The sequence below is a fragment of the Streptomyces niger genome (assembly GCF_000718305.1).
GTDB classification, from domain to species: domain Bacteria; phylum Actinomycetota; class Actinomycetes; order Streptomycetales; family Streptomycetaceae; genus Streptomyces; species Streptomyces niger.
The window spans coordinates 12,234-35,269 of the sequence record NZ_JOFQ01000012.1 but is presented as its reverse complement, the minus strand read 5'-3'; the positions used below and the strand labels follow the sequence as shown (position 1 = coordinate 35,269).

Below are 23,036 nucleotides of genomic sequence, written 5' to 3'. Positions count from 1 at the left end.
ACGGGCCGGACGGGGAATCCCGCACGTCCCGTACCCGGCAAGTAACAGCACTACGAAAGGCACTTCTCATGAGCTCCACCCCCACCGCCCTCACCGTCGAGCAGGCCAGCGCGCGGCTCGACGAACTGACCGTCGTCGACGTGCGGACGCCCGGGGAGTACGCCGCCGGCCATCTGCCCGGCGCGTACAACGTCCCGCTGGACCGGCTCGACGAGGCCGTGCCCGCGCTGCGGAGCGCGGCGTCGCGGACCGGCCTGCTGATGGTGTGCGCCTCCGGCAACCGGTCGGCGCGGGCCTGCGCCGACCTCGCCGCACAGGACATACCGGCCGCCACCCTGACCGGCGGCACCGAGGACTGGCTGCGGCACGGCCTGGAGGTGCGGCACCCCGAGGGCGCGCGCACCGTCTGGGCCATGGAGCGCCAGGTCCGGCTGGCCGCCGGCGGCCTGGTGCTGGGCGGCCTGCTCGCCGGGCGACGGTGGCCCGCCGCCCGGCTGCTGTCGGCCGGTGTCGCCGGCGGGCTGGTCTTCTCGGCCCTCACCGACACCTGCGGCATGGCCCGGCTGCTGGCGAAGCTGCCGCACAACCGGGCGCCGCGGGCCGAACTCTCCGCCACCCTGGCCGAGCTGGGCGGCTGACGCCCCGTACGGGGGCCGGGGTCACCCGGCCTGCGCCGGCCGCCCCGCGAGTCCGTCCAGGTCCGCACGGGTGAGGCCGGTCAGCCGGGCGACCTCGGCGATGTCGACCGCGCCGCAGTCCAGGCCGCGCAGCAGGTAGCCGCTGAGCGCCTTGGCCGTGGCGGGCTCGTCCATCACGGCGCCGCCGGTCTTGGCGACGTACGCGGCGAGGCGCGCCGCGGCCTGCTCCAGGCCCTCGCGGTAGAAGGCGTAGACGGCGGCGTACCGGGTCGGCAGGTGCGCCGGGTGCATGTCCCAGCCCTGGTAGTAGGCGCGGGCCAGCGAGCGGCGGACCAGGCCGTGGTGGAGCCGCCAGGCGTCGTGGACCTGCGCGGTGCCGCCCACGGGCAGGACGTTCGTCGAACCGTCGGACAGCCGGACCCCCGTACCGGCCGCCGCGACCTGCATGACCGCCTTCGCGTGGTCGGCCACGGGGTGGTCCAGCGACTGGTACGCCGCGCTGACGCCGCAGGAGGCGCTGTAGTCGAAGGTGCCGTAGTGCAGCGAGGTGGCGCGGCCCTCGGCGGCCTCGATCATGCGGGCGACGGTGGCGCGGCCGTCGGCGCCCAGGATCGACTGGGTGGTCTCGATCTGGATCTCGAAGCCGATCCGGCCGGCCGCCAGGCCGTGCGTCTTCTCGAAGGACTCCAGGAGCCGCACCATGGCGGTGACCTGCTCGGCGTAGGTCACCTTGGGCAGGGTCAGCACGAGGCCGTCGGGGAGGCCGCCGGCCTTCATGAGGCCGGTGAGGAAGATGTCCAGGGTGCGGATGCCGCGGTCGCGTACGGCGGCCTCCATGCACTTCATGCGGATGCCCATGTACGGGGCTGCCGTGCCGTCCTGGTACGCGGCGGCGACGGTGGCGGCGGCGCGCGCCGCGGCCTCGTCCTCCTCGGCGTCCGCGCGTGCGCCGTAGCCGTCCTCGAAGTCGACGCGCAGGTCCTCGATGGGCTCGCGCTCCAGCTTGGCCCGTACGCGGTCGTACACGGGCCCGGCGAGCTCGTCGGAGATGCCGAGGACGGCGGCCAGCGCGGCGGCGTCCGGGGCGTGTTCGTCCAGCGCGGTGCGCGCGGCCTCGCCCCAGGAGCGGATGGTGTCGGCGGCGAAGACGTCGCCGGGGACGTAGACGGTGTGGACGGGCTGGCGGGTGCCGGGGTCGCCCGGGTAGCGCCGCGCGAGGTCCGCGTCGACCTCTGCCAGGGCGGCTCCGATCTCCTCGCGTACGGTGCTCGCAAGGCTCGTGGCCACGGGCTCCTGCTGCGGCATTCGACACCCTCCCGATAGGGGGACGTTTCCGTCCCGAGGTTCGCTAAAGAGTCGCGTAAGTTCCGCTTCACGGAAGCGAAACTCCGCATAGCGAAGCTATCTGTGCCGTCTGTCCAGGTCAACACCCATCTTGCGGTCGCGCACGGTCCGCACCCCTCTCACACACCGGGCCCCGTACGCGGCGTACGCGTACGGGGCCCGGTGACGTGCCGTGGGACGGGTCAGCCCTTGCGGGTCTTGACCTCGTCGGTCAGCGCGGGGACGACGTTGAACAGGTCACCGACGACGCCGTAGTCGACCAGCTCGAAGATCGGGGCCTCTTCGTCCTTGTTGATGGCCACGATGGTCTTCGAGGTCTGCATGCCGGCGCGGTGCTGGATCGCGCCGGAGATACCGGCCGCGATGTACAGCTGCGGCGAGACCGACTTACCGGTCTGGCCGACCTGGTTGGTGTGCGGGTACCAGCCCGCGTCCACCGCGGCGCGCGAGGCGCCCACGGCCGCGCCGAGGGAGTCGGCCAGCGCCTCGATGACGGGGAAGTTCTCCGCGCCGTTGACGCCACGGCCACCGGAGACCACGATCGCGGCCTCGGTCAGGTCCGGACGGCCGGTCGACTCACGCGGGGTGCGGGAGACGACCTTGGTGCCCTTGGAGGAGTCGGCCACCGTCACGGCCAGCTCCTCGACCGCACCGGCGGCCGCGGCGGGCTCGACCGGGGCGGAGTTGGGCTTGACGGTGATGACGGGGGTGCCCTTGGTGATGCGGGACTTGGTGGTGTACGAGGCGGCGAACACCGACTGGGTGGCCACCGGGCCCTCGTCGCCGGCCTCCAGGTCGACGGCGTCGGTGATGATGCCGGAGCCGATGCGGATGGCCAGGCGGGCGCCGATCTCCTTGCCCTCGGCGGAGGAGGGCAGCAGCACGGCGGCCAGGGAGCCTGCGGCGGACACCGACTCGACGGCGGCCTGCAGCGCGTCCACCTTCGGCGCGACCAGGTAGTCGGCGAACTCGGCGGCGTCGGCGGTCAGCACCTTGACCGCACCGTGCTCGGCGAGCGTGGCGGCGGTGTCGGCGGCACCGTTGCCGAGGGAGACGGCCACGGGGTCGCCGATGCGGCGGGCGAGGGTGAGCAGTTCGAGGGTCGGCTTGCGGACGGAGCCGTCCACGTGGTCGACGTAGACAAGGACTTCAGCCATGGGATTGCACTCCTGCGAAAAGAATGAGGCGGTTGAGGGCGACCGGCCGGGGCGACACCCGGCTCCAGGGCCTTAGATGAACTTCTGGCCCGCGAGGAACTCGGCGAGCTGCTTGGCGCCCTCGCCCTCGTCCTTGACGATCGTGCCGGCGGTGCGCGCCGGGCGCTCGGTGGCGTCCTCGACCTTGGTCCAGGCGCCCTCCAGGCCGACCTCGTCCGCGTCGATGTCCAGGTCGTCCAGCTCCAGCTCCTCGACCGGCTTCTTCTTCGCGGCCATGATGCCCTTGAAGGAGGGGTAACGCGCCTCGCCCGACTGGTCGGTCACCGACACGACGGCCGGGAGGGACGCCTCCAGCTGCTCGGTGGCGGTGTCGCCGTCCCGGCGGCCCTTGACGGTGCCGTTGGGGCCTCCCTCGACGGAGACCTCGGAGAGCTGGGTGACCTGCGGGACACCCAGGCGCTCGGCCAGCATCGCCGGCAGCACGCCCATGGTGCCGTCGGTGGAGGCCATGCCGCACACGACCAGGTCGTAGCCGGTCTTCTCGATGGCCTTGGCCAGCACCAGCGACGTGCCCACCGCGTCGGTGCCGTGCAGGTCCTCGTCCTCGACGTGCACGCCCTTGTCGGCACCCATCGACAGCGCCTTGCGGATCGCGTCGTTGGCGTCCTCGGGACCGACGGTGAGCACGGTGATCTCCGCGTCGTCGGCCGCTTCCTTGATCTGGAGAGCCTGCTCGACGGCGTACTCATCCAGCTCCGAGAGCAGACCGTCCACGTCGTCGCGGTCGACGGTCAGGTCCTCGGCGAAGTGCCGGTCGCCGGTGGCGTCGGGCACGTACTTCACACAGACAACGATCCTCAGGCTCACGCCGGCTCTCCTACCTGCTTCGTCGCTTCACAACTGCCTTGTGCTGGCAGCATAGGCGCCTGTTGGGGCGGCTCCCGGTCGGGTGCGCTTCCCCGCGCCGACCAAAATATTACTCGCCAGTACACCTATGCGTATCCCCGATATCAAGCTCGCTGAACTGTGACCTTGCCAACGGCCCCGACCTGGCGTGTCGGGGCCGCCGGACGGGGCGTCAATCGCGTAGGGCGGTGAACCGGCCCTGGTGGTACAGCAGGGGCCTGCCCTGGCCCGCCGGGTCCCCCACGACGACCTCGGCCAGCACGATCCGGTGGTCCCCCGCCGGCACCCGCGCCACGACCCGGCCGACCAGCCAGGCGAGCACGCCGTCGAGGACCGGCACGCCCTGGGGGCCGGTGCGCCAGGAGGTGGGCGCGGCGAAGCGGTCGGCGCCGCTGCGCGCGAAGGTGGCGGCCAGCTCGTGCTGGTCCTCGGTGAGTATGTGGACGCCGACGTACTCCGCCTCCGCGAGGACGGGCCAGCTGGAGCTGCCGGTACCCACCCCGAAGGAGATCAGGGGTGGTTCGGCGGCGACGGAGGTGAGGGAGGTGGCGGTGAAGCCGACGGGGGCGCTGCTCCCCTGTGCGGTGATGACGGCGACTCCCGCCGCGTGCTGCCGGAAGACCGAGCGCAGCAGTTCGGGAGAGGCCAGCTGAGGTGCGGCGAGGTCGGGCGAGACGGTCATGGACGTGTCCTTCTGCCGTGGCGTACGAGCCGGAGCGGTGCTGTCGTCGTTGCTCACTCGCCCGGACAGCACGCGCTCGCAGTGCGCAGGAGGTCCACGTGGGCGCGTCCGTACAGAAGGGGGTCTGGCCGCATGACGTCAGACTGACGATGCGTGCTCGATGCAGTCAAGTGCTCACCGGCAGGTGCGACAACAATCACGCAGCGTGCAAAGGTGCACGTCGTCGCGGGGCGTCAGGCGGCCACGGCGGCGCCCAGCGCCGCGATGACGTCCACCTTGCGCGGCTGCCCGGCGGCCCGCCGGACGACCGTGCCGGCCGCGTCCAGGACGAGCACGGTCGGGGTGCTCACGATGCGCAGCTCGCGCACGAGGTCCAGGTGGGCCTCGGCGTCGATCTCCACGTGGGCCACGCCGGGCACCATCGCGGCGACGTCCTCCAGGGTGCGGCGGGTGGCCCGGCACGGCTGGCAGAACGCGCTGGAGAACTGCACCAGCGTCGCCCGTTCCCCCAGCCCGGCGCCGATCCGCTCCGCGGTCAGCCGCTCCGGCCCCTGCTCCCCTGCTGCCTGCGCTGCCACCTTCGGCCTTCCGTCGCCACACCGGTGCGCGTCCGTCGCGCCCCTGTGCACCAGCGTAGGCAGACCGGCGGTCATTCCCGCCCGGCGCAGCGCGCTCCGAAGGCGCCGGGTGCCGTGGTGCGGGGCCTGCCGGGGTACGCGTGCGAGGGACTTCCGCTCCACGACGTGACGAGGATCTCCCGTCCCGAAGCGGCGCGGCGGTGGCCCCTGCGGGCTTCTTCGGGCACGATCTCCCGAAAGCCGCCAGGCTACGGCTGCGTAACTTCTCGCCGGGAGAACCCCTCCCCAGGCACACAGAAGGGGAACCCCCGACATGGCAGAGCTCGTCTATCCGCCCGTCATCGGCTTCGCCCGGACGGCGTTCAAGGCGCTCGACCTCAAGTTCGACATCGCGGGTACGGAGAACATCCCGCGGCGCGGTGGCGCGGTGCTCGTCAGCAACCACATCGGCTACCTGGACTTCATCTTCTGCGGCCTGGCGGCCCGGCCCGCCAAGCGGCTGGTGCGCTTCATGGCGAAGGACTCCGTCTTCCGGCACAAGGTGTCGGGCCCGCTGATGCGCGCCATGAAGCACATACCGGTCGACCGCTCCCAGGGCGTGCACGCCTACCGGCACGCGCTCAGCGCACTGCGCGGTGGCGAGATCATCGGAGTCTTCCCCGAGGCCACCATCTCGGAGTCCTTCACCCTGAAGACCTTCAAGTCCGGCGCGGCCCGGCTGGCCCAGGAGGCCGGCGTGCCGCTGCTTCCGATGGCGCTGTGGGGCACCCAGCGGCTGTGGACCAAGGGCCACAAGCGCGACCTGGGCCGGAACCACTTCCCGGTGACCATCCGGGTCGGTGAGCCGCTCGAAGCGCCCGCCGACGAGCAGCCCGAGAAGATCACCGACCGGCTGCGCACCCGGGTGCAGGACCTGCTGGAGGCCGCTCAGCGCGCCTACCCCGTACGCCCCAAGGGCCCGGACGACACCTGGTGGGTACCGGCCCACCTGGGCGGTACGGCGCCGGCGCCGGGCGCGGTGAGCTGACGCCCCCTTACGGGCCGGGCGGGTTCAGCGCCGGATCTCGCCGAGCTGGATGCGCGCTCCCGGGGAGAACTTCTCCAGTGTCTCGGCGAGTTCGGCGCCCGCCTCCTCCAGTGCGTCGAGGGACATCGGCGCCATGCGCTCCAGAAGGAACAGCGCGCTGGTGGAGTCCTCGGTGAGGCGGGTGCGGACGCCCTGCCGCCAGTTCCAGCGGCGGCAGGTGACGCCGGCGGCGTCCCGCCAGACGATCTCGCCCGGCTCGGGGTGCTCGACGACCCGTTCGCCGCCCGCGGCCGTCTCGAAGGGCTCGTCCCCGGTGGCGCGTACGAGGTGCATGTCGCCCTCGATGCGGTCCAGATCCTCGCCGCCCACCGGGATGACGTGCGCGACGCTGATCGCGTTGTAGACGTCCACGAGGCGGTTGACGCGCGGCAGGCCGCCGTCGGCGAGCGCGCGCCGGGCCAGCGCCTCGGCGGAGTTGCGGGTGCGCGAGGGCTTGGCGCCGAAGGCGGTGTACGCGGCGCGCCAGGCGGCGATGTGCGGCTCGTCCTGCGGGGGCATGCCGCCCAGCCGCACGGCGAGCCGGGCCGCGGCCTCGTCGAGGAGCGCCGAACTGGCCTCGTCGCTGGGCCCGTTGACCAGGTCGCGGGCCTCGACGACGAGGTGCGCGAAGCCGGGGGTCAGCGCCCGGACGTCGTCGGAGACGGTGACGGAGATGCTCATGCCAGGCATTCCAGCACGCACGGACGCGGTTCAGCAAACTGACCTTTACGGTGCAGTCCACTGAACCGCGCGTCGGGCGTTCCTCACGCCGTGCCGGTCACGGCTTGCCGATCTCCTCGCGAAGGGCGGCCACAAAGCCGTCCACGTCCTCCTCCGTGGTGTCGAAGGAGCACATCCACCGGACGTCGCCGGCCGCCTCGTCCCAGAAGTAGAAGCGGTAGCGCTTCATCAGGCGCTCGCTCACGTCGTGCGGGAGCCGCGCGAAGACGGCGTTGGCCTGCACCGGGTGGAGGATCTCCACGCCGTCGACCGAGCGCACCCCCTCGGCCAGCCGCTGCGCCATCGTGTTGGCGTGCCGGGCGTTGCGCAGCCACAGATCCTTGGCGAGCAGCGCCTCCAGCTGCACCGACACGAAGCGCATCTTGGAGGCCAGCTGCATCGACAGCTTGCGCAGGTGCTTCATGGCGCGCACGGCGTCGGGGTTGATGACGACCACGGCCTCGCCGAAGATCGCCCCGTTCTTCGTGCCGCCGAGCGAGAGGATGTCCACGCCCACGGCGTTGGTGAACGCCCGCATGGGAACGTCCAGCGACGCCGCGGCGTTGGCTATCCGGGAGCCGTCGAGATGGACGACCATGCCGCGCTCGTGGGCGTGCTCGCAGATGGCCCGGATCTCGTCGGGGGTGTAGAGCGTGCCCAGTTCGGTGTTCTGCGTGATCGAGACGGCCTGCGGCATGGCCCGGTGCTCGTCGTCCCAGCCGTACGCCTCGCGGTCGATCAGCTCGGGGGTGAGCTTGCCGTCCGGGGTGGGCACGGTCAGCAGCTTCAGGCCGCCGACCCGCTCCGGGGCGCCGCACTCGTCGACGTTGATGTGCGCCGACTCCGCGCAGATCACCGCGCCCCAGCGGTCGGTGATCGCCTGCAGGGCCACGACGTTGGCGCCGGTGCCGTTGAAGACCGGGAAGGCCTCGGCGGTCGGCCCGAAGTGGCTGCGGATGACGCGCTGGAGATTCTCGGTGTACTCGTCCCCGCCGTAGGCGATCTGGTGACCGCCGTTGGCGAGGGCGAGCGCTTCGAGGATCTCGGGGTGCGTGCCGGCGTAGTTGTCGCTGGCGAAGCCGCGTACCGAGGGGTCGTGGTGGCGCCGTGCGTCGGTCCTGCCGGCAGCCGCGGCGGGGCCCACGGCCCGGTCCACGGCTTCCCGCACGGCGGGGCCCACGGCCTGGCTCACGGCCTTGGCTACGGCCTCGGTCACTGCCTCGGTCACGGCTTGGGGGTCAGCCACAGGCGCTGTCCATTCACTTCCCGGGCGGGCCGGTCCCAGACGCCGACGACGGCTTCGGCCAGCTCCGTCACGTCCGTGAAGCCCGCGAACTTGGCGTTCGGTCGCTCGGCGCGCATCTGGTCGTTGACGAGCGCCTTGACCACCAGGATCGCAGCCGCGGCGGACGGCCCGCTCTCGCCCCCGGCCTTGCGAAAGCCATCGGCCAGTGCGAGCGTCCACGCCTCGGCGGCGGCCTTGGAGGCGGCGTAGGCCGCGTTCCCCGCCGTCGGCTTGCTCGCCCCCGCCGCGCTGATCAGCAGGAAACGGCCGTTCCCGCTGCGCCGCAGCGCGCCCTCGAAGGCGAGCGAGGTGTGCTGGACGGTGCGGATCAGCAGCTTCTCCAGCAGGTCCCAGTCACCGAGGTCGGTCTCGGCGAAGGAAGCGGAGCCGCGCCAGCCGCCCACGAGGTGCACCAGCCCGTCGATCCGGCCGAACTCCTTCTCCGTACGCCCCGCCCACTCCCGGGTGGCGTCCAGGTCCAGCAGGTCGACGGTGTCACCGGTGACGGTCGCGCCGCCGTGTGCGTACCGCGCCGCGTCCACCGCCTCGGCCAGCCGTGCGGCGTCCGCGTCCGCCGCGACGACCGTGGCGCCCGCCTCGGCCAGCCGCAGCAGCGCGGCCCGGCCCGCCGGTCCCGCCGCGCCGGCCACCGCGACGACCGCGCCGTCCAGTGCGCCCCGCCGACCGGTCGAAGTAGTAGTCATCTCCGCCTCCCGCTGCTTCTCGTCCGCGCTCACGCCGCCGCCCCTGCCGTGCTCCCGGCCGTGATGCCCTTCGTGGAGGCGATCACCTCGCGGAGCTTCTTGCGCAGGGCCTCATAGAACATGCTCAGCGGGAATTCGTCCGGAAGCACCTCGTCGACGAGTTTGCGCGGCGGCAGGCTCAGGTCCAGCGCGTCGGGGCCCTTGGCCCAGACCGAGCCGGGGTGCGGCGCGAGATAGCTGGAGACCAGGTCGTACGCGGCGAACCAGTGGACCAGCTTGGGCCGGTCGATGCCGTCCCGGTAGAGCTTCTCGATCTCGCCGCACAGCTCCTGCGTGACCTGCGGGATCCGCTCCCAGTCGATGTGCAGGGTGTTGTCCGTCCAGCGCACGGCGTCGTGCTGGTGCAGGTACGCGAAGAGCAGCTGGCCGCCGAGGCCATCGTAGTTCTTCACGCGGTCGCCGGTGACCGGGAAGCGGAACATCCGGTCGAAGATCACCGCGTACTGCACGTCCCTGGCCTGCGACAGGCCCTCCGCCTCCAGCTTCACGGCCTCCTTGAAGGCCGTGAGGTCGCAGCGCAGCTCCTCCAGGCCGTACATCCAGAACGGCTGCCGCTGCTTGATCATGAAGGGGTCGAAGGGCAGGTCACCGTGGCTGTGCGTACGGTCGTGCACCATGTCCCACAGGACGAACGCCTCCTGGCACCGCTCCTGGTCCGCCAGCATCGCGCGGACGTCGTCCGGGAGGTCGATGCCGAGGACGTCCACGGCGGCCTCGCTGACCCGGCGGAACCGGGCCGCCTCGCGGTCGCAGAAGATGCCGCCCCAGGTGAAGCGCTCGGGGGCCTCCCGCACGGCGATGGTCTCGGGGAAGAGCACCGCGGAGTTCGTGTCGTACCCGGCGGTGAAGTCCTCGAAGGCGATGCCGCAGAACAGCGGGTTGTCGTAGCGCGTGCGCTCCAGGTCCGCGAGCCACTCGGGCCAGACCATGCGCAGCACGACGGCCTCGAAGTTGCGGTCCGGGTTGCCGTTCTGGGTGTACATCGGGAAGACGACCAGGTGCTGCAGGCCGTCCGCGCGGCCGCGCGCCGGCTGGAAGGCGAGCAGCGAGTCCAGGAAGTCCGGCACGCCGAAGCCGCCGTCGGCCCAGCTGCGCAGGTCGGCGACCAGCGCGCGGTGGTACGCGGCGTCGTGCGGCAGCAGCGGGGACAGCGCCTCGATCGCGGCCACGGCGCGCTCCACCTCGCGGCGGACGTCCTCGGCGGCGGGCGCGCCCTCGGCGTGGAGGTCGATGGAGCCGTCGGCGGACTGCCAGGGCCGCAGGGCCTCGACCGCGTCCTTCAGGACCGGCCAGGCCGCGTGCTCGACGACGCGCTCAGCGGTCGTCGTACCCGCCTGGACACCCACAGGCGAAAGAATTTCCGTCATGACTGCCCTCCGGCAGGAGATCGTGTGGTGGGGACACCGTAACCAGGGAGGCTTTGGACTCTCAAGGGGGTTCGAAGGAAATCATCCTGCCTTACCCCCGTTGTCGGAGACGTTTTTCCTGCGAGTGGGCCGCGAGTCGGCGTTTTCTGTCATGCCCGGCCGTTCGAGTGACGGCCGTACGGGGACCGGGCAGGGCCCGGGCGAGGACCGGACGGAATCGGGCGGAACCGGTCGTCGTCCGCTCATCGCACGATCGGCGACCGCTCAGGACCGTACGGAAAGCCGCGATCTTCGGGCTCCGCGGCCGGGCCGCCCCAGCGCGCCTCCAAGATGGCCGGGCCAGTACGCCGTATCGCCACCAGGGGGCCACCACGTACCCGCGCCTTCCCGTCACCGCCTGGGCGGTGCTCGGACTGCTCTCCTTCCGTGACGGCCGCACCGGCTACGACCTCAAGAAGTGGGCCGACGCCTCGCTCCGCTTCTTCTACTGGTCGCCGGCCATCAGCCAGATCTACGCCGAACTGCGCCGCCTGGAGGAGCTGGGGCTGGTCACCTCCCGGCGGTCGGGCCCCGAGGAGCCGCGCGCCAAGCGGCGTTACACGATCACCGCGGACGGCCGGGACGCGCTCGCCGCCTGGGCGGAGGGCACGCACGACTGCGGACCGCCGGTCCTCAAGCACCCCCTGGTCCTCCGCGTCTGGCTGGGCCACCTCGCCGTGCCCGGGACGCTGCGCACCCTGGTGGAGCGGCACCGCGACCGCACCAGGGCAGCGCTGCGGGACGTACGGGAGGCACTGGCCGGCGTCGGAGCGGCGCCCGAGGGGGACTTCCCGCGGGTCGCGCTGGGCTGGAGCGAGCGGCAGCACCTGGCCGAGCTGGAGCTGGCCGAGGCCATGCTCGCCGACCTGGAACGGCTGCGGTGCGGGCCGCCGGACGGAAACCGGCGGGCGCTCGACGGCCGGGCCGGAGCCGGGCCACCGGCGCCCCGGCGTCAGCACCCACAGGACGCGCCCACGCACGGGTGACCGGATGCGCGGCCCGCGCGCCCCCCGGACCGGACGGCGACCGTCCGCACCGCCCGCCGACGAAGGAGACACCCTGCGTGAGTACCCGTGCCGTACTGGTCGCCGCCGTCCTGACCGGCCTCGTGCTCGGCGTCGCGAGTGCCCGTACGGGGCACGCCGCGACGACATCCGACGTTCTCTCAGGTGTCAGTGTGGCCCGTTAGGCTGGCCGCCGTTTCCGGCAGCCGTACCCCAGCCGGTTGCCGGTTACCGCCAGCCACAGCCGACAGCCACAGAAGCGAGGCAGCCTTGTCCTTTCTGACCATCGGACACCGCGGGGTCATGGGCGTGGAGCCGGAGAACACCCTGCGTTCCTTCCGCCGCGCCGAACACGAGGGGCTCGACGTCATCGAGCTGGACCTGCACCTCAGCAAGGACGGTGCGCTCGTCGTCATGCACGACGCGGAGGTGGACCGTACGACGGACGGGCACGGGCCGATCGCCGACCACACCCTCGCCGCTCTGCGGGAGATGGATGCGGGCGAGAAGGAGCGGATCCCCGTCTTCGAGGAGGTCGTCGAGGCGGTGCGGTCGCCGCTGCAGGCCGAGATCAAGGACGTGGCGGCCGCCCGGGCGCTGGCCGACGTGCTGCGCGAGCGGGACCTCGTCGACCGGGTCGACGTGATCTCCTTCCACGACGAGGCGCTGGCGGAGGTCAGCGCGCTGCTGCCGGGCGTCCGCACCGGCCTGGTGGCCAGCCGGTACGGCAAGGACGTGGTGGACCGGGCGCAGGCGGTGGGCGCGGGCTACCTTTCGCTGAACATCCGGCGGCTCACCTTGGAGCTGACCGAACGCGCCCACGCGGCGGGTCTGCGGGTGCTCGCCTGGACCGTGAACACCCACGACCAGCTGCGGATCGCCCGCGGGCTCGGCCTGGACGGCGTGGTCACCGACTTCCCCGAGATCCGCCGGGCGACGCGCTTCACGGCGTAGCCGCGCTGCACGACGGAGCCGCGCTGCACGGCGTAACCGCGCTGACGGAGCCGCGCTGCACGACGGAACGCGGCGCGGGCCCGGCCTCCCGCGGTGGCCGGGCCCGCGCCGACGCGCGTTCAGACCAGCTTCTTGACCAGCAGCTCGAACTCCAGGTCCGCGCGCTGCGGGATGCCGAACCGCTCGTCGCCGTACGGGAAGGGGGTCATCCGGCCGGTGCGGACGTAGCCGCGGCGTTCGTACCAGGCGATCAGCTCGGCGCGCTGCCGGATGACCGTCATGTGCATCTCGCGGGCGTCCCACTCCTCGCGTACGGTGCGCTCGGCCTCGGCGATGATCACCTTGCCCAGGCCGCCGCCCTGGCGGGTGGGGCGCACCGCGAACATGCCGAAGTAGGCGTGGTCCCCGCGGTGTTCGAGCTGGCAGCAGGCGACGAGCTCGCCGTCCTGTTCGGCGACCAGGAGCCGGCTGTCCTCGGCCTCGACCACCGCGGCGACGCCCTCGGGGTCGGTGCGCTGGCCCGACAGCAGGTCCGCCTCCGTGGTCCAGCCCGCGCGGCTGGCGTCCCCTCGGTACGCCGATTCGATCAGCTCGACGAGCGCCTGAACGTCGGACGCGGTGGCGGGGCGGAAGGTCAGCTCGGGCGCTGGCGTGGTGGCCATGGCGGACGGGGATCCTCTCGGGCGGGCGGGGCCGGTGGGTGTGTCGTGGGCGCGGACGGCCCGGCGGCGCGCCGTACAGGAGTGGCGCCCGGCCGGTGTCGAGGCTAACAAGGGGCCGGTGCCGCACGTCGCCGTGTCCCGGATGCCGGAAACCCCCTAAAGTCCGTGCCATGGTGCAGGTACTGAGCAGCAGAGTGCTGGTGCGGCCGGCCGACCCCGAGCGGTCGCGGGAGTTCTACGGCAAGGCGCTGGGCCTTCCCGTGTACCGGGAGTTCGGTACGGGGCCCGAGCGCGGGGTCGTGTACTTCCTCGGCGGCGGCTTCCTGGAGGTCTCGGGCCGGTCGGCGGAACCGCCCACTCCGACGCTCCAGCTCTGGCTCCAGGTCGCGGACGCGGCCGCGGCGCACGAGGAGCTGGCGGCGAACGGCGTGGAGATCCTGCGGCCGCCGGTCAAGGAGCCGTGGGGGCTGATCGAGATGTGGATCGCCGACCCCGACGGCCACCGGGTCGTCCTCACCGAGGTCCCGGCGGACCACCCGATGCGGTACCGGCCCGGAATCTGACGCCCACCGGCGGCCGGTGGGAGACCGGCATCCGGCGGTGGACCGGCATCCGGCGGGAAACCGGCATCCGGCCGGAAATCCGTACGCGGCCGGCAGCCGGCGGGAGACCGTCGACCCGCGCGGAACCGGTGGTCGACCGGGTACCGGCGACCTGTGCGGACCCGGCGGTCGGCGGCGATTCGTACACGCGCTCCCCAGTGCGCCTGTGCGCTCCCGTGAAGCGGGGCCACGGCGGGCATCCTGCGAGCGGAAGAGATCGTTCGCGCCCGGAGTCCGGCGCGTGCGGTCCGCAGTGCTCCAGGGGGAGGTGCGCCGTGCACGGACCGGCGATGACCGGCTGGCTGCTGGTCGCACTGTGCGCAGCGGCGGGTGCGTACTGCCTCGTCCGCTCGCGCGGAGGTACGGAGCGGGATCCGCGGCTGCGGGGACAGGCGCGCGGCGAGGCGCTGATGGCGCTGGGCATGGGGACGATGGCGCTGCCCGCCTCGGCCGTGCCGGTGCCGGGCTGGTCGGCGTGGGTGTGGGTAGCGGTCTTCGGCGCGGCGGGCCTGTGGGCGGCCCTCGCCCGCCACCAGCACCACGCAGTGGGTTCGTTCGCCATGGTCTACATGGCGCTGGTGATGACGGCCCTGCCGGCCGGTGCCGGGCACGGCGGCCACGGCGGGGCGGGCGGCGTGCCCGTGCTGACCGGCCTGCTGCTCGCCTACTACGCCGTGCACGCCGTCGCCTCCGGACTCCGTCTCATACCGGCCCCCGCCGTGCTGGCCGCGGGGAGCGCGCCGGGCGGCGCGGTGGCGGCCGTGCCGAGGCCCGAGCTGCTGAGCGCGTGCCGGACGGCCATGAGCATGGGCATGTTCACGATGCTGCTGACCGTGTGAGCAGCGGCGGCACCGGACGCGCCGGGGGCCGGGACGGCTCTGCGGAACCGTACGCGCCGGAAGCCGTGACGACTCCGCGGAACCGGCCGCGCCGGGGCCGTGGCGGCTCTCCTGAGCAACTCAGACCCCACCTGCCGGTGGTATGCGTCACTTCCTCGGCGAGACCGTACCTACCGGTAGCGGTCCGCTCATAAAGTGACCGCCATGATGGTCCCCTTCGCGCTGATCGTCCTCGGCGCGCTGGCGGCGGCAGTGGCGCCGCGCCTGATGGCCCGTGCGAGCTGGCCCGACCGCGAGCCGGTGCTCGCCCTCTGGGTCTGGCAGTGCGTGGTCGCCGGTGTGCTGCTGTGCTGTGTGCTGGCCATGTCGCTGAGCGCCGCGGCGGCCTGGGAGGCCGTCCGGGGCAACGTCTTCGCGCTCGCCCCGCACGGCGTCATCGAGGCGTACGCGCTCGGTGCGTACGGCTCCTGGGCCGCGCCGCTGGCCGTCCTCCTCGCCTGCGGCGGGGCGTGGACCGCCGTCGTACTGACCCGGGAGGTGCGGGCCGCGCGGGCGCGCCGCAAACGGCGCCGCGCCGATGTCGCGCTGCGCTCCCCGCTGCTGCCCGGCGAGGAGCGCACCGGCGATCCCCTCGTGGTGCTGGAGGGCGACCGCGCCGAAGCGTGGTGGCTGCCCGGATTGTCGCCCCAACTGGTGGTCACCACCGCCGCGTTGCGCCGGCTGAAGGGGCAGCAGCTGGACGCGGTGATCGCCCACGAGAAGGGTCACGCCCGCGCCCGCCACCACCTGCTGCTGCACTGCGCGGCGGCGCTGGCCGTCGGTTTCCCGCAGGTGCCGGTCTTCGCCGCGTTCCAGGACCAGGTGCACCGGCTCGTGGAACTGTCCGCCGACGACATCGCCTCCCGGCGCTTCGGCCGGCTGACGACGGCCCTCGCGCTGGTCGAACTGAACGAGGACCGCGGGGTCTTCGGCCCCCACCCGGCCCAGTGCGCTCAGGTACCGGCCCGCGTCGACCGGCTGCTCTCCCCGGCGCCCCGGCTCACCCCGGGCCGCCGCCTGGGCATGACCGCCATGGCCGCCCTGGTACCGGTCGTCCCGCTGCTGATCACCTTCGTGCCGGGGCTGAGCGCGCTCACGTGACGACGCGCCGGCCGGCGCCCGCGAGAGACACGCACACGCCGGCCGCACGTCCCGCACGAAACGCACCCCGGCGCGAAACGCGCACCGCGACGAGTGGCCCGTGGCAGGGTCCGTCGGCGAGGATCGGGGCATGGGATCTCCGTCGTCTTCCGGGATCGACAGCACGTCCGGGACGGGCGCCCCGGCCGGGCCGGCGGCCGGCAGCCGGGCGCTCCACGCCGCGGGGTGGCTCGCCGCGGCGGCCGTGGCGCTGGCCGTCCTCGTACTCGTCCACTGGGCGCCGCTGAGCCACGCGGACCGGACCGTCGCCGGCGAACTGCACCGGGTGGCGCGCACCTCGCCGGACCTGACCGCGGCGAACCGCGTCCTCAGCGACTGGGTGTGGGACCCGTGGACCATGCGCGTGGCGCTGACGCTGCTGGTGGGATGGCTGGTGTGGCGCGGGGTGCGGGTCCTCGCGGCCTGGGTCGCGGCCACGTCCGTCGCCGGGACACTGCTCCAGCAGGGCGTCAAGGCCGCGGTGGACCGACCGCGCCCGGTCTGGCCGGACCCGGTCGACTCGGCGCACTACGCCGCGTTCCCCTCGGGGCACGCGCTGACCGCCGTGGTCGCGGCCGGGCTGGTGCTGTGGGTGCTGCGCGAGCGCGGCGTCCCCGTGGCATGGCTGCGGGTGGTGGGCGCCGTCGGTGCGGTGTCCGTGCTCGGCGTCGGCCTCACGCGGCTCTACCTGGGCGTGCACTGGCTGTCCGACGTGCTGGCCGGTTGGCTGGTGGGGGCCGCGCTGGTGGCCGCGGCGGCGGGCCTCTACACGCGGCTCGCGTCGGCAGCCGCGGCGACCGAACCACCCGAGCAGGGCTGACCACCTCACCGCGGTCCTCCTTGGCCCGGGGCGTCACACGGGTCAGGATGGTGGCCATGGCGTACAAGGGTGTGCTCTTCGACTTCTCCGGGACGCTGCTGCGGATCGAGCCGGTCGCCTCGTGGCTGCGCGGGGCGCTGGACGAGACCGGCATCTCCATGGCGGAGGAGACCTTCACGCTTACGGTGCGGGAGTTGGACCGCGCCGGCGCGCTGCCCGGCGGTTCGACCCCGGAGCGGCTGCCCGACGGGCTGCGGGAGCTGTGGCGCAACCGGGACCGTACGGCGGAGCACCACCGCGAGCTGTACACCGCGCTCGCCCGCCAAGTGGCGCTGCCCGCCGAGGAGTTGTACGAGACGCTGTACGTCCGCCACAAGTCGCCGGCCGCCTGGGCGCCGTACCCGGACGCCGCCGGGGTGCTGCGCGCGCTGCGCGAGCGCGGCGTGGCGACCGGCGTGGTCAGCAACATCGGCTGGGACCTGCGTCCGGTGCTGCACGCGCACGGGCTGGACCCGCTGATCGATGCGTACGTCCTCTCCTACGAGCACGGCATCCAGAAGCCCGACCCGCAGATCTTCGAACTGGCCTGCCAGGAGCTGGGACTCGCCCCGCAGGACGTCCTGATGGTGGGCGACGACCGCACGGCGGACGGCGGCGCCCAGGCACTCGGCTGCGGCTACTTCCCCGTCGACCACCTCCCGGCCGCCGAACGCCCGGCCGGCCTGCGCCCGGTACTCGCCCTGGTCGACTGAGGCCGGCCGCCTGGACCCGCGCCCGCTCGTCATGCGGACCGGTTCGTCACCGGGGAAGTTTCACCGAGCCCGTGCGCTGGTCGGACACCTTGCCCCACTGAGTCACGCACCTTGCCTCATTGAAACGTGACCTACATCACGTTACCGGCGGTATCTGAAACAGCGTGTCGCAGGTAAATTGCGGGAACGCAACAGCTGTGGAACCACGCGTGAACACGTGAACAGTCGTCAGTGTCCCGAGCGGCGGCGGCCCCGCACCTGTCTCGACCAGGGCCCCGCGAGCGAGAGTTAGGACCTCCGCACATGGAGCAGCAGCACGTCGACGTCCTGGTCATCGGCGCCGGCATATCCGGTATCAGCGCCGCGTCCCACGTCCTGCGCGACGAGCCCGGCGCGTCGCTCGTCGTGCTCGAGCGTCGCGCCCGGGTCGGCGGCACCTGGGACCTCTTCCAGTACCCCGGGATCCGCTCCGACTCCGACATGCCCACCTTCGGCTTCGGCTTCCGCCCCTGGCGCGACGCGCGCATCCTCGCCGACGGCGCGCAGATCCGGCAGTACGTCGAGGACGCCGCGGCCGACCGCGGCGTGCTGGAACGCATCCGCTTCGGCCGCCGCGCGCTCAGCGCCGACTTCTCGCACGAGACCGGCCGATGGAACGTGGAGGTCGAGGACGAGGCCACCGGCGAGCGCGAGTCGTACAGTGCGGGCTATCTCACCGGCGCGACCGGCTACTACGACTACGACCGGCCCTACCGCCCGCGGTTCCCCGGCGAGGAGGACTTCCAGGGCACCCTGGTCCACCCGCAGCACTGGCCGAAGGACCTCGACCACAAGAACAAGCGCGTGGTCGTCATCGGCTCCGGCGCCACCGCCATCACGCTGCTGCCCGCGCTGGCCGACGAGGCCGCGCACGTCACCATGCTGCAGCGCTCGCCCACCTACGTCCTCACCCTGCCCAAGGTCGACCCGCTCACCTCCGTGCTGCAGAAGGTGCACGCCCCGGCCCGGCTCACGTACAAGGTCGTCCGGGCCCGCAACATCGCTCTGCAGCGCGGAAGCTACGCCTTCTGCCGCAGGTACCCGGGCCTGGCCCGCAAGGCGCTGCTCGGCCTCGTACGGGCGCAGGCCGGCAAGGGCGTCGACATGCGCCACTTCAGCCCGCACTACAAGCCCTGGGACCAGCGCCTTTGCGTGGTCCCCGGCGGCGACCTGTTCAAGGTGCTCAAGAGCGGCAAGGCGGCCGTCGCCACCGACCACATCGACACCTTCACCGCCGACGGCATCCGCCTGAAGTCCGGCGAGGAGCTGAAGGCCGACATCGTCGTCACCGCCACCGGCCTGAGCGTCCGCCTCATGGGCGGCATGGAGCTCTCCGTCGACGGCCGCCCCGTGGACGTCAAGAACCGCGTCCTCTACAAGGCCGTCATGCTCGAAGGTGTCCCCAATATGTCGCTCGTCATCGGCTACACCAACGCCTCCTGGACCCTCAAGGCGGACCTCGCGGCCGACTACACGGCCCGCCTGCTGGCCCATATGCGCCGCAACGGCCACGACATCGCCACCCCGGTGGCCTCCGACGGCGACCGCTCCGAGTTCTCCGTCATGGGCGAGGCGCTGACGTCCGGCTACATCGCCCGGGCCAACGAGGTCATGCCGCGCCAGGGCACCCGCGACCCGTGGCGGCTGTGGAACAACTACTACCGCGACCGCGCCATGCTCCAGGACGCCCCCATCAAGGACGGGCCGCTGCGCTTCGAGAAGGCGACCGGAACGGCCACCGGAACGACCGCGGCGAGCGGAACAGCCACCGGAGCGACCGCGGCGACCGGGACCCCGGAGACGACCCGCGCGGCCTGACGGCCGGACGTGCCCATCCCCTCCAGAAGATCGAGGACGAAGATGTCTGCGAACCTGACCCGGAAGGTGTACGACGAGCGCCTGCGGACCTTGTCCGAGGGCTCCGTCAACGTCAACTTCAACGCCTTCACCGACATCAAGTGGGACGACCCCGAGTTCGCCGTGGACACCGGCGACCCGCGCTGGGTGCTGACCTCGGCGGACGCCCTGGGTGCCCACCCCTGGTACCAGGAGCAGCCGCTGGAGACGCAGATCCGGATCGGGATCTGGCGCTGGGCGGTCATCGCCAAGGTGGGCATGCAGTTCGAGAACCTGCTGATGCGCGGAGCCCTGGACTACATCTACCAACTGGGCAACCAGAATGAGGAGTTCAGGTATCTCACCCACGAGATCACCGAAGAGACCCACCACACCCAGATGTTCCAGGAGCTGGTCAACCGCACCGGCGTGAACACCGCGGGCGGCAAGCGCTGGTTCCGTCAGCTCAGCCGCGTGCTGCCGCTGTTCGGCTCGCTCTACCCCGAGGCGTTCTTCACCGGCATCCTGGCCGGCGAGGAGCCCATCGACCACCTGCAGAAGGGGGCGCTGCGCAGCGGTGAGCCGGTGCACCCGCTCCCCCAGCGGATCATGCAGATCCACATCGCCGAAGAGGCCCGGCACATCTCCTTCGCCCACGAGTTCCTGCGGCTGCGCGTCCCGAAGTACGGCAAGGCCCGCCGCGGCGCCCTGTCCGTCCTCTTCCCGGTGATCATGCGGGTGCTGTGCGACGTCATCATGATCCCCGACCGGAAGTCCGCAGCGGAGGTCGGCATCCCGGCCTGGGTGATCAAGGAGGTCTTCTGGAAGTCCGAGGCCGGCGAGAAGATGCTCCGCAACCTCTTCTCCGACGTGCGGATGCTGGCCGAGGACATCGGTCTGATGAACAAGGCGTCCCGCCAGGTGTGGCGGGCCCTGCGCATCGACGGCCGCCCCGCGCGCTTCCGCGGCGAGCCCGCCGTGCACGCCGACTGAGCGCCCGCACGCCGCGTACCACCCTGCACTGAACCCGAACGGAGACCAGCCCGCCGTGCCGTACGTCGTCACCCGATCCTGCTGCGCCGACGCCTCCTGCGTGCTGGCCTGCCCGGTCAACTGCATCCACCCCGCACCGGGGGAGCCCGGCTTCGCGACCGCCGAGATGCTGTACGTCGATCCGCGCACCTGCGTGGACTGCGGGGCCTGCACGACCGCCTGCCCGGTGGACGCGCTCAAGCCCCACACGGCTCTCGGCGAGGGGGAGTTGCCCTTCCTCGAACTGAACGCCTCGTACTACAAGGAGAATCCGCACGACGATCGGGCGCCGATGTACGTGCTGCCCAAGCAACGCAGCCTCCCTGCAGGCGAGTTGAGCGTCGCCGTGGTCGGCGCCGGTCCGGCCGGTCTGTTCGCGGCCGACGAGTTGCTGCGCCACCCCGGCGTGCGTGTCACCGTCTACGACCGGCTCCCGACCCCGTACGGACTCGCGCGGGCCGGCGTCGCGCCGGACCACCAGGACACCAAGCAGGTCACCGAGCTGTTCCGGGCCATCGAGTCCCAGCCCGGTTTCCGTTACCGCCTGGGGGTCGAGGTGGGCGCCGACCTCACCCACGCCGACCTGCTGCGCGAGCACCACGCGGTGATCTACGCGGTCGGCGCGGCGACCGACAAGCGCCTCGGCATCGAGGGCGAGGACCTGCCCGGCAGCGTCTCCGCGACGGACTTCGTCGCCTGGTACAACGGCCACCCCGACCGCGCGCACGACACGTACTCCCTCGACACCGAGCGCGCCGTCGTCATCGGCAACGGCAACGTGGCCCTCGACGTCGCCCGCATCCTGACCGCCGACCCCGAAGCCCTGGCCCGTACCGACATCTCCGACCGCGCGCTCGCCGCACTCCGCGCGAGCAAGGTCCGCGAGGTCGTCCTGCTCGGCCGCCGCGGCCCCGCCCAGGCGGCGTTCACGGTGCCCGAGCTCCTGGCGCTCTCCGCGCTGAAGGACGTGGACGTCACGGTGGAGGGCTGGCCCGAGGGCCTGGACCCGGACGCCACCGAAAAGACCCGTCTGCTGTCCGGCCTGGCGGCCCGCGAACCGGTGGCGGGCCGGCGCCGCATCGTGCTGCGCTTCCTGACCAGCCCGGTCCGCCTCACGGGCGAAGGCTCGGTCGACGCCCTGGAGGTCACGCCCACCACCCTCCACACCGATGAGCACGGCACGGTCCGCGCACGGCCCACGGGCGACACCGAGACCCTGGAGACCGGCCTGGTCCTCCGCTCGGTCGGCTACCGGGCCCGCCCCGTCCCCGGCCTGCCCTTCGACGAGGCCACAGCGACCGTCCCGCACGAGAACGGCCGGGTCGAGCCCGGTGTCTACGTAGCAGGCTGGATCAAGCGCGGCCCGACCGGCTTCATCGGCACCAACAAGACGTGCGCCCACGAGACGGTCGAGTCCCTCCTGGACGACTTCGCCCGCGGCCGCCTCACCCAGCCGGCCGCCGGCACCGGCGCCGGCGCCGGCGTGGCAGTGGATGCGCCGGGTCTGGAAGCCTGGCGCGCGATCGACCGCGCGGAGCGGGCAGCGGGCGAGGCGACGGGCCGCCCGCGGGTGAAGCTCACGGACACGGAGTCCCTGCGCCGCGCGGCGAACGGCGCGGCGGTGGCGTGCGGTTGACGTCACACATCAAGCCACATCAAGACACATCAAGCCTCTTCCAGCTCCGGCACCTTCTGCTGCGGGGACAGCTCGACCCCCAGATCCCGCAGCGTCGCGTCCAGCACCGCCCACACCGAGCGGCACAGCATCGCCCGCAACTCGTCCTCCGACACCTCGCGTTGGGGATCGCGCACCCACTGGTTGACGGAGGTGTCCACGAATCCCACGATCCCGACCGCGACGGACCGGATCGGCGCGTCCGGCACCCCGAGCGCCTTCAGTACCTCCCCGAACCGCTCGCTCAACATCAGCGCGATGGCCGTCTTGGTGTCCGCCACCAACGAACCGTCACCCATCGCGTGCTCGCCGACCCCCATGTAGGCGTACAGCCGCGGGTGCTCGGCCACCCAGTCGAGGTGTGCGCCCACCACCCGCTGCACGGACTCCTCGATGGTGCCCTCGAAGCTGAGCGTGGGCTCCATCCGCCGCATGAACGACTGCACCACGCGCCGCCGGATCAGCTCGTCCAGACCCGCGCGGTCCTTGAAGTGCCGGTACAGCACCGACCGCGACAGCCCCACGCGCTCCGCCAGACGCTGCACCCGGAACGGCGCACCCTCCTCCTCGATGAGCGCGACCGCCGCGTCCACCAACTCCATCTGGCGCTGCGCCTTGTGCCCGTCCCAGCGGGTGGAGCGTCCGTCGATCTGCGGCTCACCGCCGGTTTTCTCAGCCATCACGCCAGGATATCGACCACATACGCACGTGAACGCACCCGGCGGCGGAGGGCTCGACCTCGGCCGGCCCCCCCGAACGTACCCGGGCTGCCCGCCCGTCAGGTCCGCCTCACGTCCGTTCCGCCCGAGCCAGGACACAAGGTCTGCGTGTGGACCGAGTTGCCGCCGAGGACAGCTCAGGCGCTGCGACGGGAAGCCACTGGAGCGTCGTGAAATTCGCGAGCAAGGAGGGGAAGGAAAGTACATCCCCACTCGTGAAGGAAACCGCACGTTCGGTTGGCGGGTGCTCGTCGGGTGTACGGCGGCGCACTGAGGAATCGTCTCGGGCAGCTCCTCGCTCGGATCAAGGTGATCGCTCAGTACAGTGACAAGACGAAAGATGGCAAGTACAAGCTCGCCGACACCAGCCAAAAGAT

25 protein-coding genes are annotated in these 23,036 nt (G+C 72.3%); 13 read left to right on the top strand and 12 right to left on the bottom strand.

The window, feature by feature from the left end; genetic code table 11:
- Positions 1–68: 68 nt before the first annotated feature.
- The gene (locus tag IF20_RS23215) at positions 69–638 is read left to right on the top strand and encodes a rhodanese-like domain-containing protein (protein WP_052867213.1); all 570 of its coding nucleotides are present in this window, start codon (positions 69–71) and stop codon (positions 636–638) included.
- A 21-nt stretch (positions 639–659) separates the two neighbouring features.
- Here the strand turns inward: IF20_RS23215 and IF20_RS23210 are convergent, their stop codons facing one another.
- From IF20_RS23210 to IF20_RS23190, 6 genes are all read right to left on the bottom strand, one after another.
- On the bottom strand, positions 660–1,943 hold the full coding sequence (locus IF20_RS23210) for a DUF6986 family protein (RefSeq protein ID WP_052867212.1): 1,284 nt from the start codon (positions 1,941–1,943) through the stop codon (positions 660–662).
- A gap of 221 nt (positions 1,944–2,164) precedes the next feature.
- On the bottom strand, positions 2,165–3,139 hold the full coding sequence (locus IF20_RS23205; protein WP_052867211.1) for an electron transfer flavoprotein subunit alpha/FixB family protein: 975 nt from the start codon (positions 3,137–3,139) through the stop codon (positions 2,165–2,167).
- Positions 3,140–3,211: 72 nt separating this feature from the next.
- Complete coding sequence (locus tag IF20_RS23200; protein WP_052867210.1) at positions 3,212–4,006, bottom strand: electron transfer flavoprotein subunit beta/FixA family protein; 795 nt, start codon at positions 4,004–4,006, stop codon at positions 3,212–3,214.
- Positions 4,007–4,217: 211 nt separating this feature from the next.
- Positions 4,218–4,727: a flavin reductase family protein gene (locus tag IF20_RS23195; protein WP_052867209.1), complete on the bottom strand. Its 510-nt coding sequence runs from the start codon at positions 4,725–4,727 to the stop codon at positions 4,218–4,220.
- A 53-nt stretch (positions 4,728–4,780) separates the two neighbouring features.
- Positions 4,781–4,861 carry a putative leader peptide gene (locus tag IF20_RS40930; protein WP_361562527.1) on the bottom strand — a complete coding sequence of 27 codons (81 nt, stop codon included), beginning with the start codon at positions 4,859–4,861 and terminating at the stop codon, positions 4,781–4,783.
- 99 nt (positions 4,862–4,960) lie between these two features.
- Positions 4,961–5,380: a thioredoxin family protein gene (locus IF20_RS23190; RefSeq protein ID WP_110944464.1), complete on the bottom strand. Its 420-nt coding sequence runs from the start codon at positions 5,378–5,380 to the stop codon at positions 4,961–4,963.
- A gap of 238 nt (positions 5,381–5,618) precedes the next feature.
- Between IF20_RS23190 and IF20_RS23185 the strand changes: the two genes are divergently transcribed.
- A complete protein-coding gene (locus IF20_RS23185) occupies positions 5,619–6,332 on the top strand; it encodes a lysophospholipid acyltransferase family protein (RefSeq protein WP_052867207.1) in 714 nt (237 codons plus the stop codon).
- A 24-nt stretch (positions 6,333–6,356) separates the two neighbouring features.
- On the opposite strand, the gene IF20_RS23180 is transcribed toward IF20_RS23185, so the two are convergent.
- From IF20_RS23180 to IF20_RS23165, 4 genes are all read right to left on the bottom strand, one after another.
- Positions 6,357–7,052, bottom strand: coding sequence for a B3/B4 domain-containing protein (locus IF20_RS23180; protein WP_052867206.1), 696 nt, complete (start codon positions 7,050–7,052; stop codon positions 6,357–6,359).
- Positions 7,053–7,149: 97 nt separating this feature from the next.
- Positions 7,150–8,235, bottom strand: coding sequence for a threonine aldolase family protein (locus IF20_RS23175; RefSeq protein ID WP_052867393.1), 1,086 nt, complete (start codon positions 8,233–8,235; stop codon positions 7,150–7,152).
- 80 nt (positions 8,236–8,315) lie between these two features.
- Entirely contained in the window at positions 8,316–9,080 is a 765-nt protein-coding gene (locus IF20_RS23170) for an SDR family NAD(P)-dependent oxidoreductase (protein WP_052867392.1), read from the bottom strand.
- A 29-nt stretch (positions 9,081–9,109) separates the two neighbouring features.
- The gene (locus IF20_RS23165) at positions 9,110–10,507 is read right to left on the bottom strand and encodes a DUF6421 family protein (RefSeq protein WP_052867205.1); all 1,398 of its coding nucleotides are present in this window, start codon (positions 10,505–10,507) and stop codon (positions 9,110–9,112) included.
- 404 nt (positions 10,508–10,911) lie between these two features.
- Here IF20_RS23165 and IF20_RS23160 point away from each other — a divergent pair, with 404 nt between their 5' ends.
- The 3 genes from IF20_RS23160 (at position 10,912) to IF20_RS23155 (ending at position 12,504) form a co-directional block, all read left to right on the top strand.
- Positions 10,912–11,532 (top strand): PadR family transcriptional regulator, encoded by a 621-nt coding sequence (locus IF20_RS23160; protein WP_110944463.1) that lies wholly within the window; start codon positions 10,912–10,914, stop codon positions 11,530–11,532.
- 77 nt (positions 11,533–11,609) lie between these two features.
- Positions 11,610–11,735 (top strand): hypothetical protein, encoded by a 126-nt coding sequence (locus tag IF20_RS40565; protein ID WP_267881142.1) that lies wholly within the window; start codon positions 11,610–11,612, stop codon positions 11,733–11,735.
- Positions 11,736–11,820: 85 nt separating this feature from the next.
- Positions 11,821–12,504 carry a glycerophosphodiester phosphodiesterase gene (locus IF20_RS23155; protein ID WP_110944462.1) on the top strand — a complete coding sequence of 228 codons (684 nt, stop codon included), beginning with the start codon at positions 11,821–11,823 and terminating at the stop codon, positions 12,502–12,504.
- Between the two features lie 119 nt (positions 12,505–12,623).
- Here the strand turns inward: IF20_RS23155 and IF20_RS23150 are convergent, their stop codons facing one another.
- Entirely contained in the window at positions 12,624–13,166 is a 543-nt protein-coding gene (locus tag IF20_RS23150) for a GNAT family N-acetyltransferase (RefSeq protein ID WP_052867203.1), read from the bottom strand.
- Between the two features lie 170 nt (positions 13,167–13,336).
- Between IF20_RS23150 and IF20_RS23145 the strand changes: the two genes are divergently transcribed.
- From IF20_RS23145 to IF20_RS23110, 8 genes are all read left to right on the top strand, one after another.
- A complete protein-coding gene (locus tag IF20_RS23145) occupies positions 13,337–13,729 on the top strand; it encodes a VOC family protein (RefSeq protein WP_052867202.1) in 393 nt (130 codons plus the stop codon).
- Positions 13,730–14,043: 314 nt separating this feature from the next.
- Positions 14,044–14,607: a DUF5134 domain-containing protein gene (locus IF20_RS23140; RefSeq protein ID WP_052867201.1), complete on the top strand. Its 564-nt coding sequence runs from the start codon at positions 14,044–14,046 to the stop codon at positions 14,605–14,607.
- Between the two features lie 204 nt (positions 14,608–14,811).
- Entirely contained in the window at positions 14,812–15,747 is a 936-nt protein-coding gene (locus IF20_RS23135; protein ID WP_052867391.1) for a M56 family metallopeptidase, read from the top strand.
- 130 nt (positions 15,748–15,877) lie between these two features.
- Positions 15,878–16,606 carry a phosphatase PAP2 family protein gene (locus IF20_RS23130; RefSeq protein ID WP_052867200.1) on the top strand — a complete coding sequence of 243 codons (729 nt, stop codon included), beginning with the start codon at positions 15,878–15,880 and terminating at the stop codon, positions 16,604–16,606.
- A 56-nt stretch (positions 16,607–16,662) separates the two neighbouring features.
- Positions 16,663–17,358 carry an HAD family hydrolase gene (locus IF20_RS23125; RefSeq protein WP_052867199.1) on the top strand — a complete coding sequence of 232 codons (696 nt, stop codon included), beginning with the start codon at positions 16,663–16,665 and terminating at the stop codon, positions 17,356–17,358.
- A gap of 303 nt (positions 17,359–17,661) precedes the next feature.
- Complete coding sequence (locus tag IF20_RS23120; protein WP_052867198.1) at positions 17,662–19,215, top strand: flavin-containing monooxygenase; 1,554 nt, start codon at positions 17,662–17,664, stop codon at positions 19,213–19,215.
- Between the two features lie 42 nt (positions 19,216–19,257).
- Positions 19,258–20,226, top strand: coding sequence for an AurF N-oxygenase family protein (locus tag IF20_RS23115; protein WP_052867197.1), 969 nt, complete (start codon positions 19,258–19,260; stop codon positions 20,224–20,226).
- A 55-nt stretch (positions 20,227–20,281) separates the two neighbouring features.
- Positions 20,282–21,901 carry an FAD-dependent oxidoreductase gene (locus IF20_RS23110; RefSeq protein ID WP_052867196.1) on the top strand — a complete coding sequence of 540 codons (1,620 nt, stop codon included), beginning with the start codon at positions 20,282–20,284 and terminating at the stop codon, positions 21,899–21,901.
- A gap of 29 nt (positions 21,902–21,930) precedes the next feature.
- On the opposite strand, the gene IF20_RS23105 is transcribed toward IF20_RS23110, so the two are convergent.
- A complete protein-coding gene (locus IF20_RS23105; protein ID WP_052867195.1) occupies positions 21,931–22,620 on the bottom strand; it encodes a TetR/AcrR family transcriptional regulator in 690 nt (229 codons plus the stop codon).
- Positions 22,621–23,036: the final 416 nt, after the last annotated feature.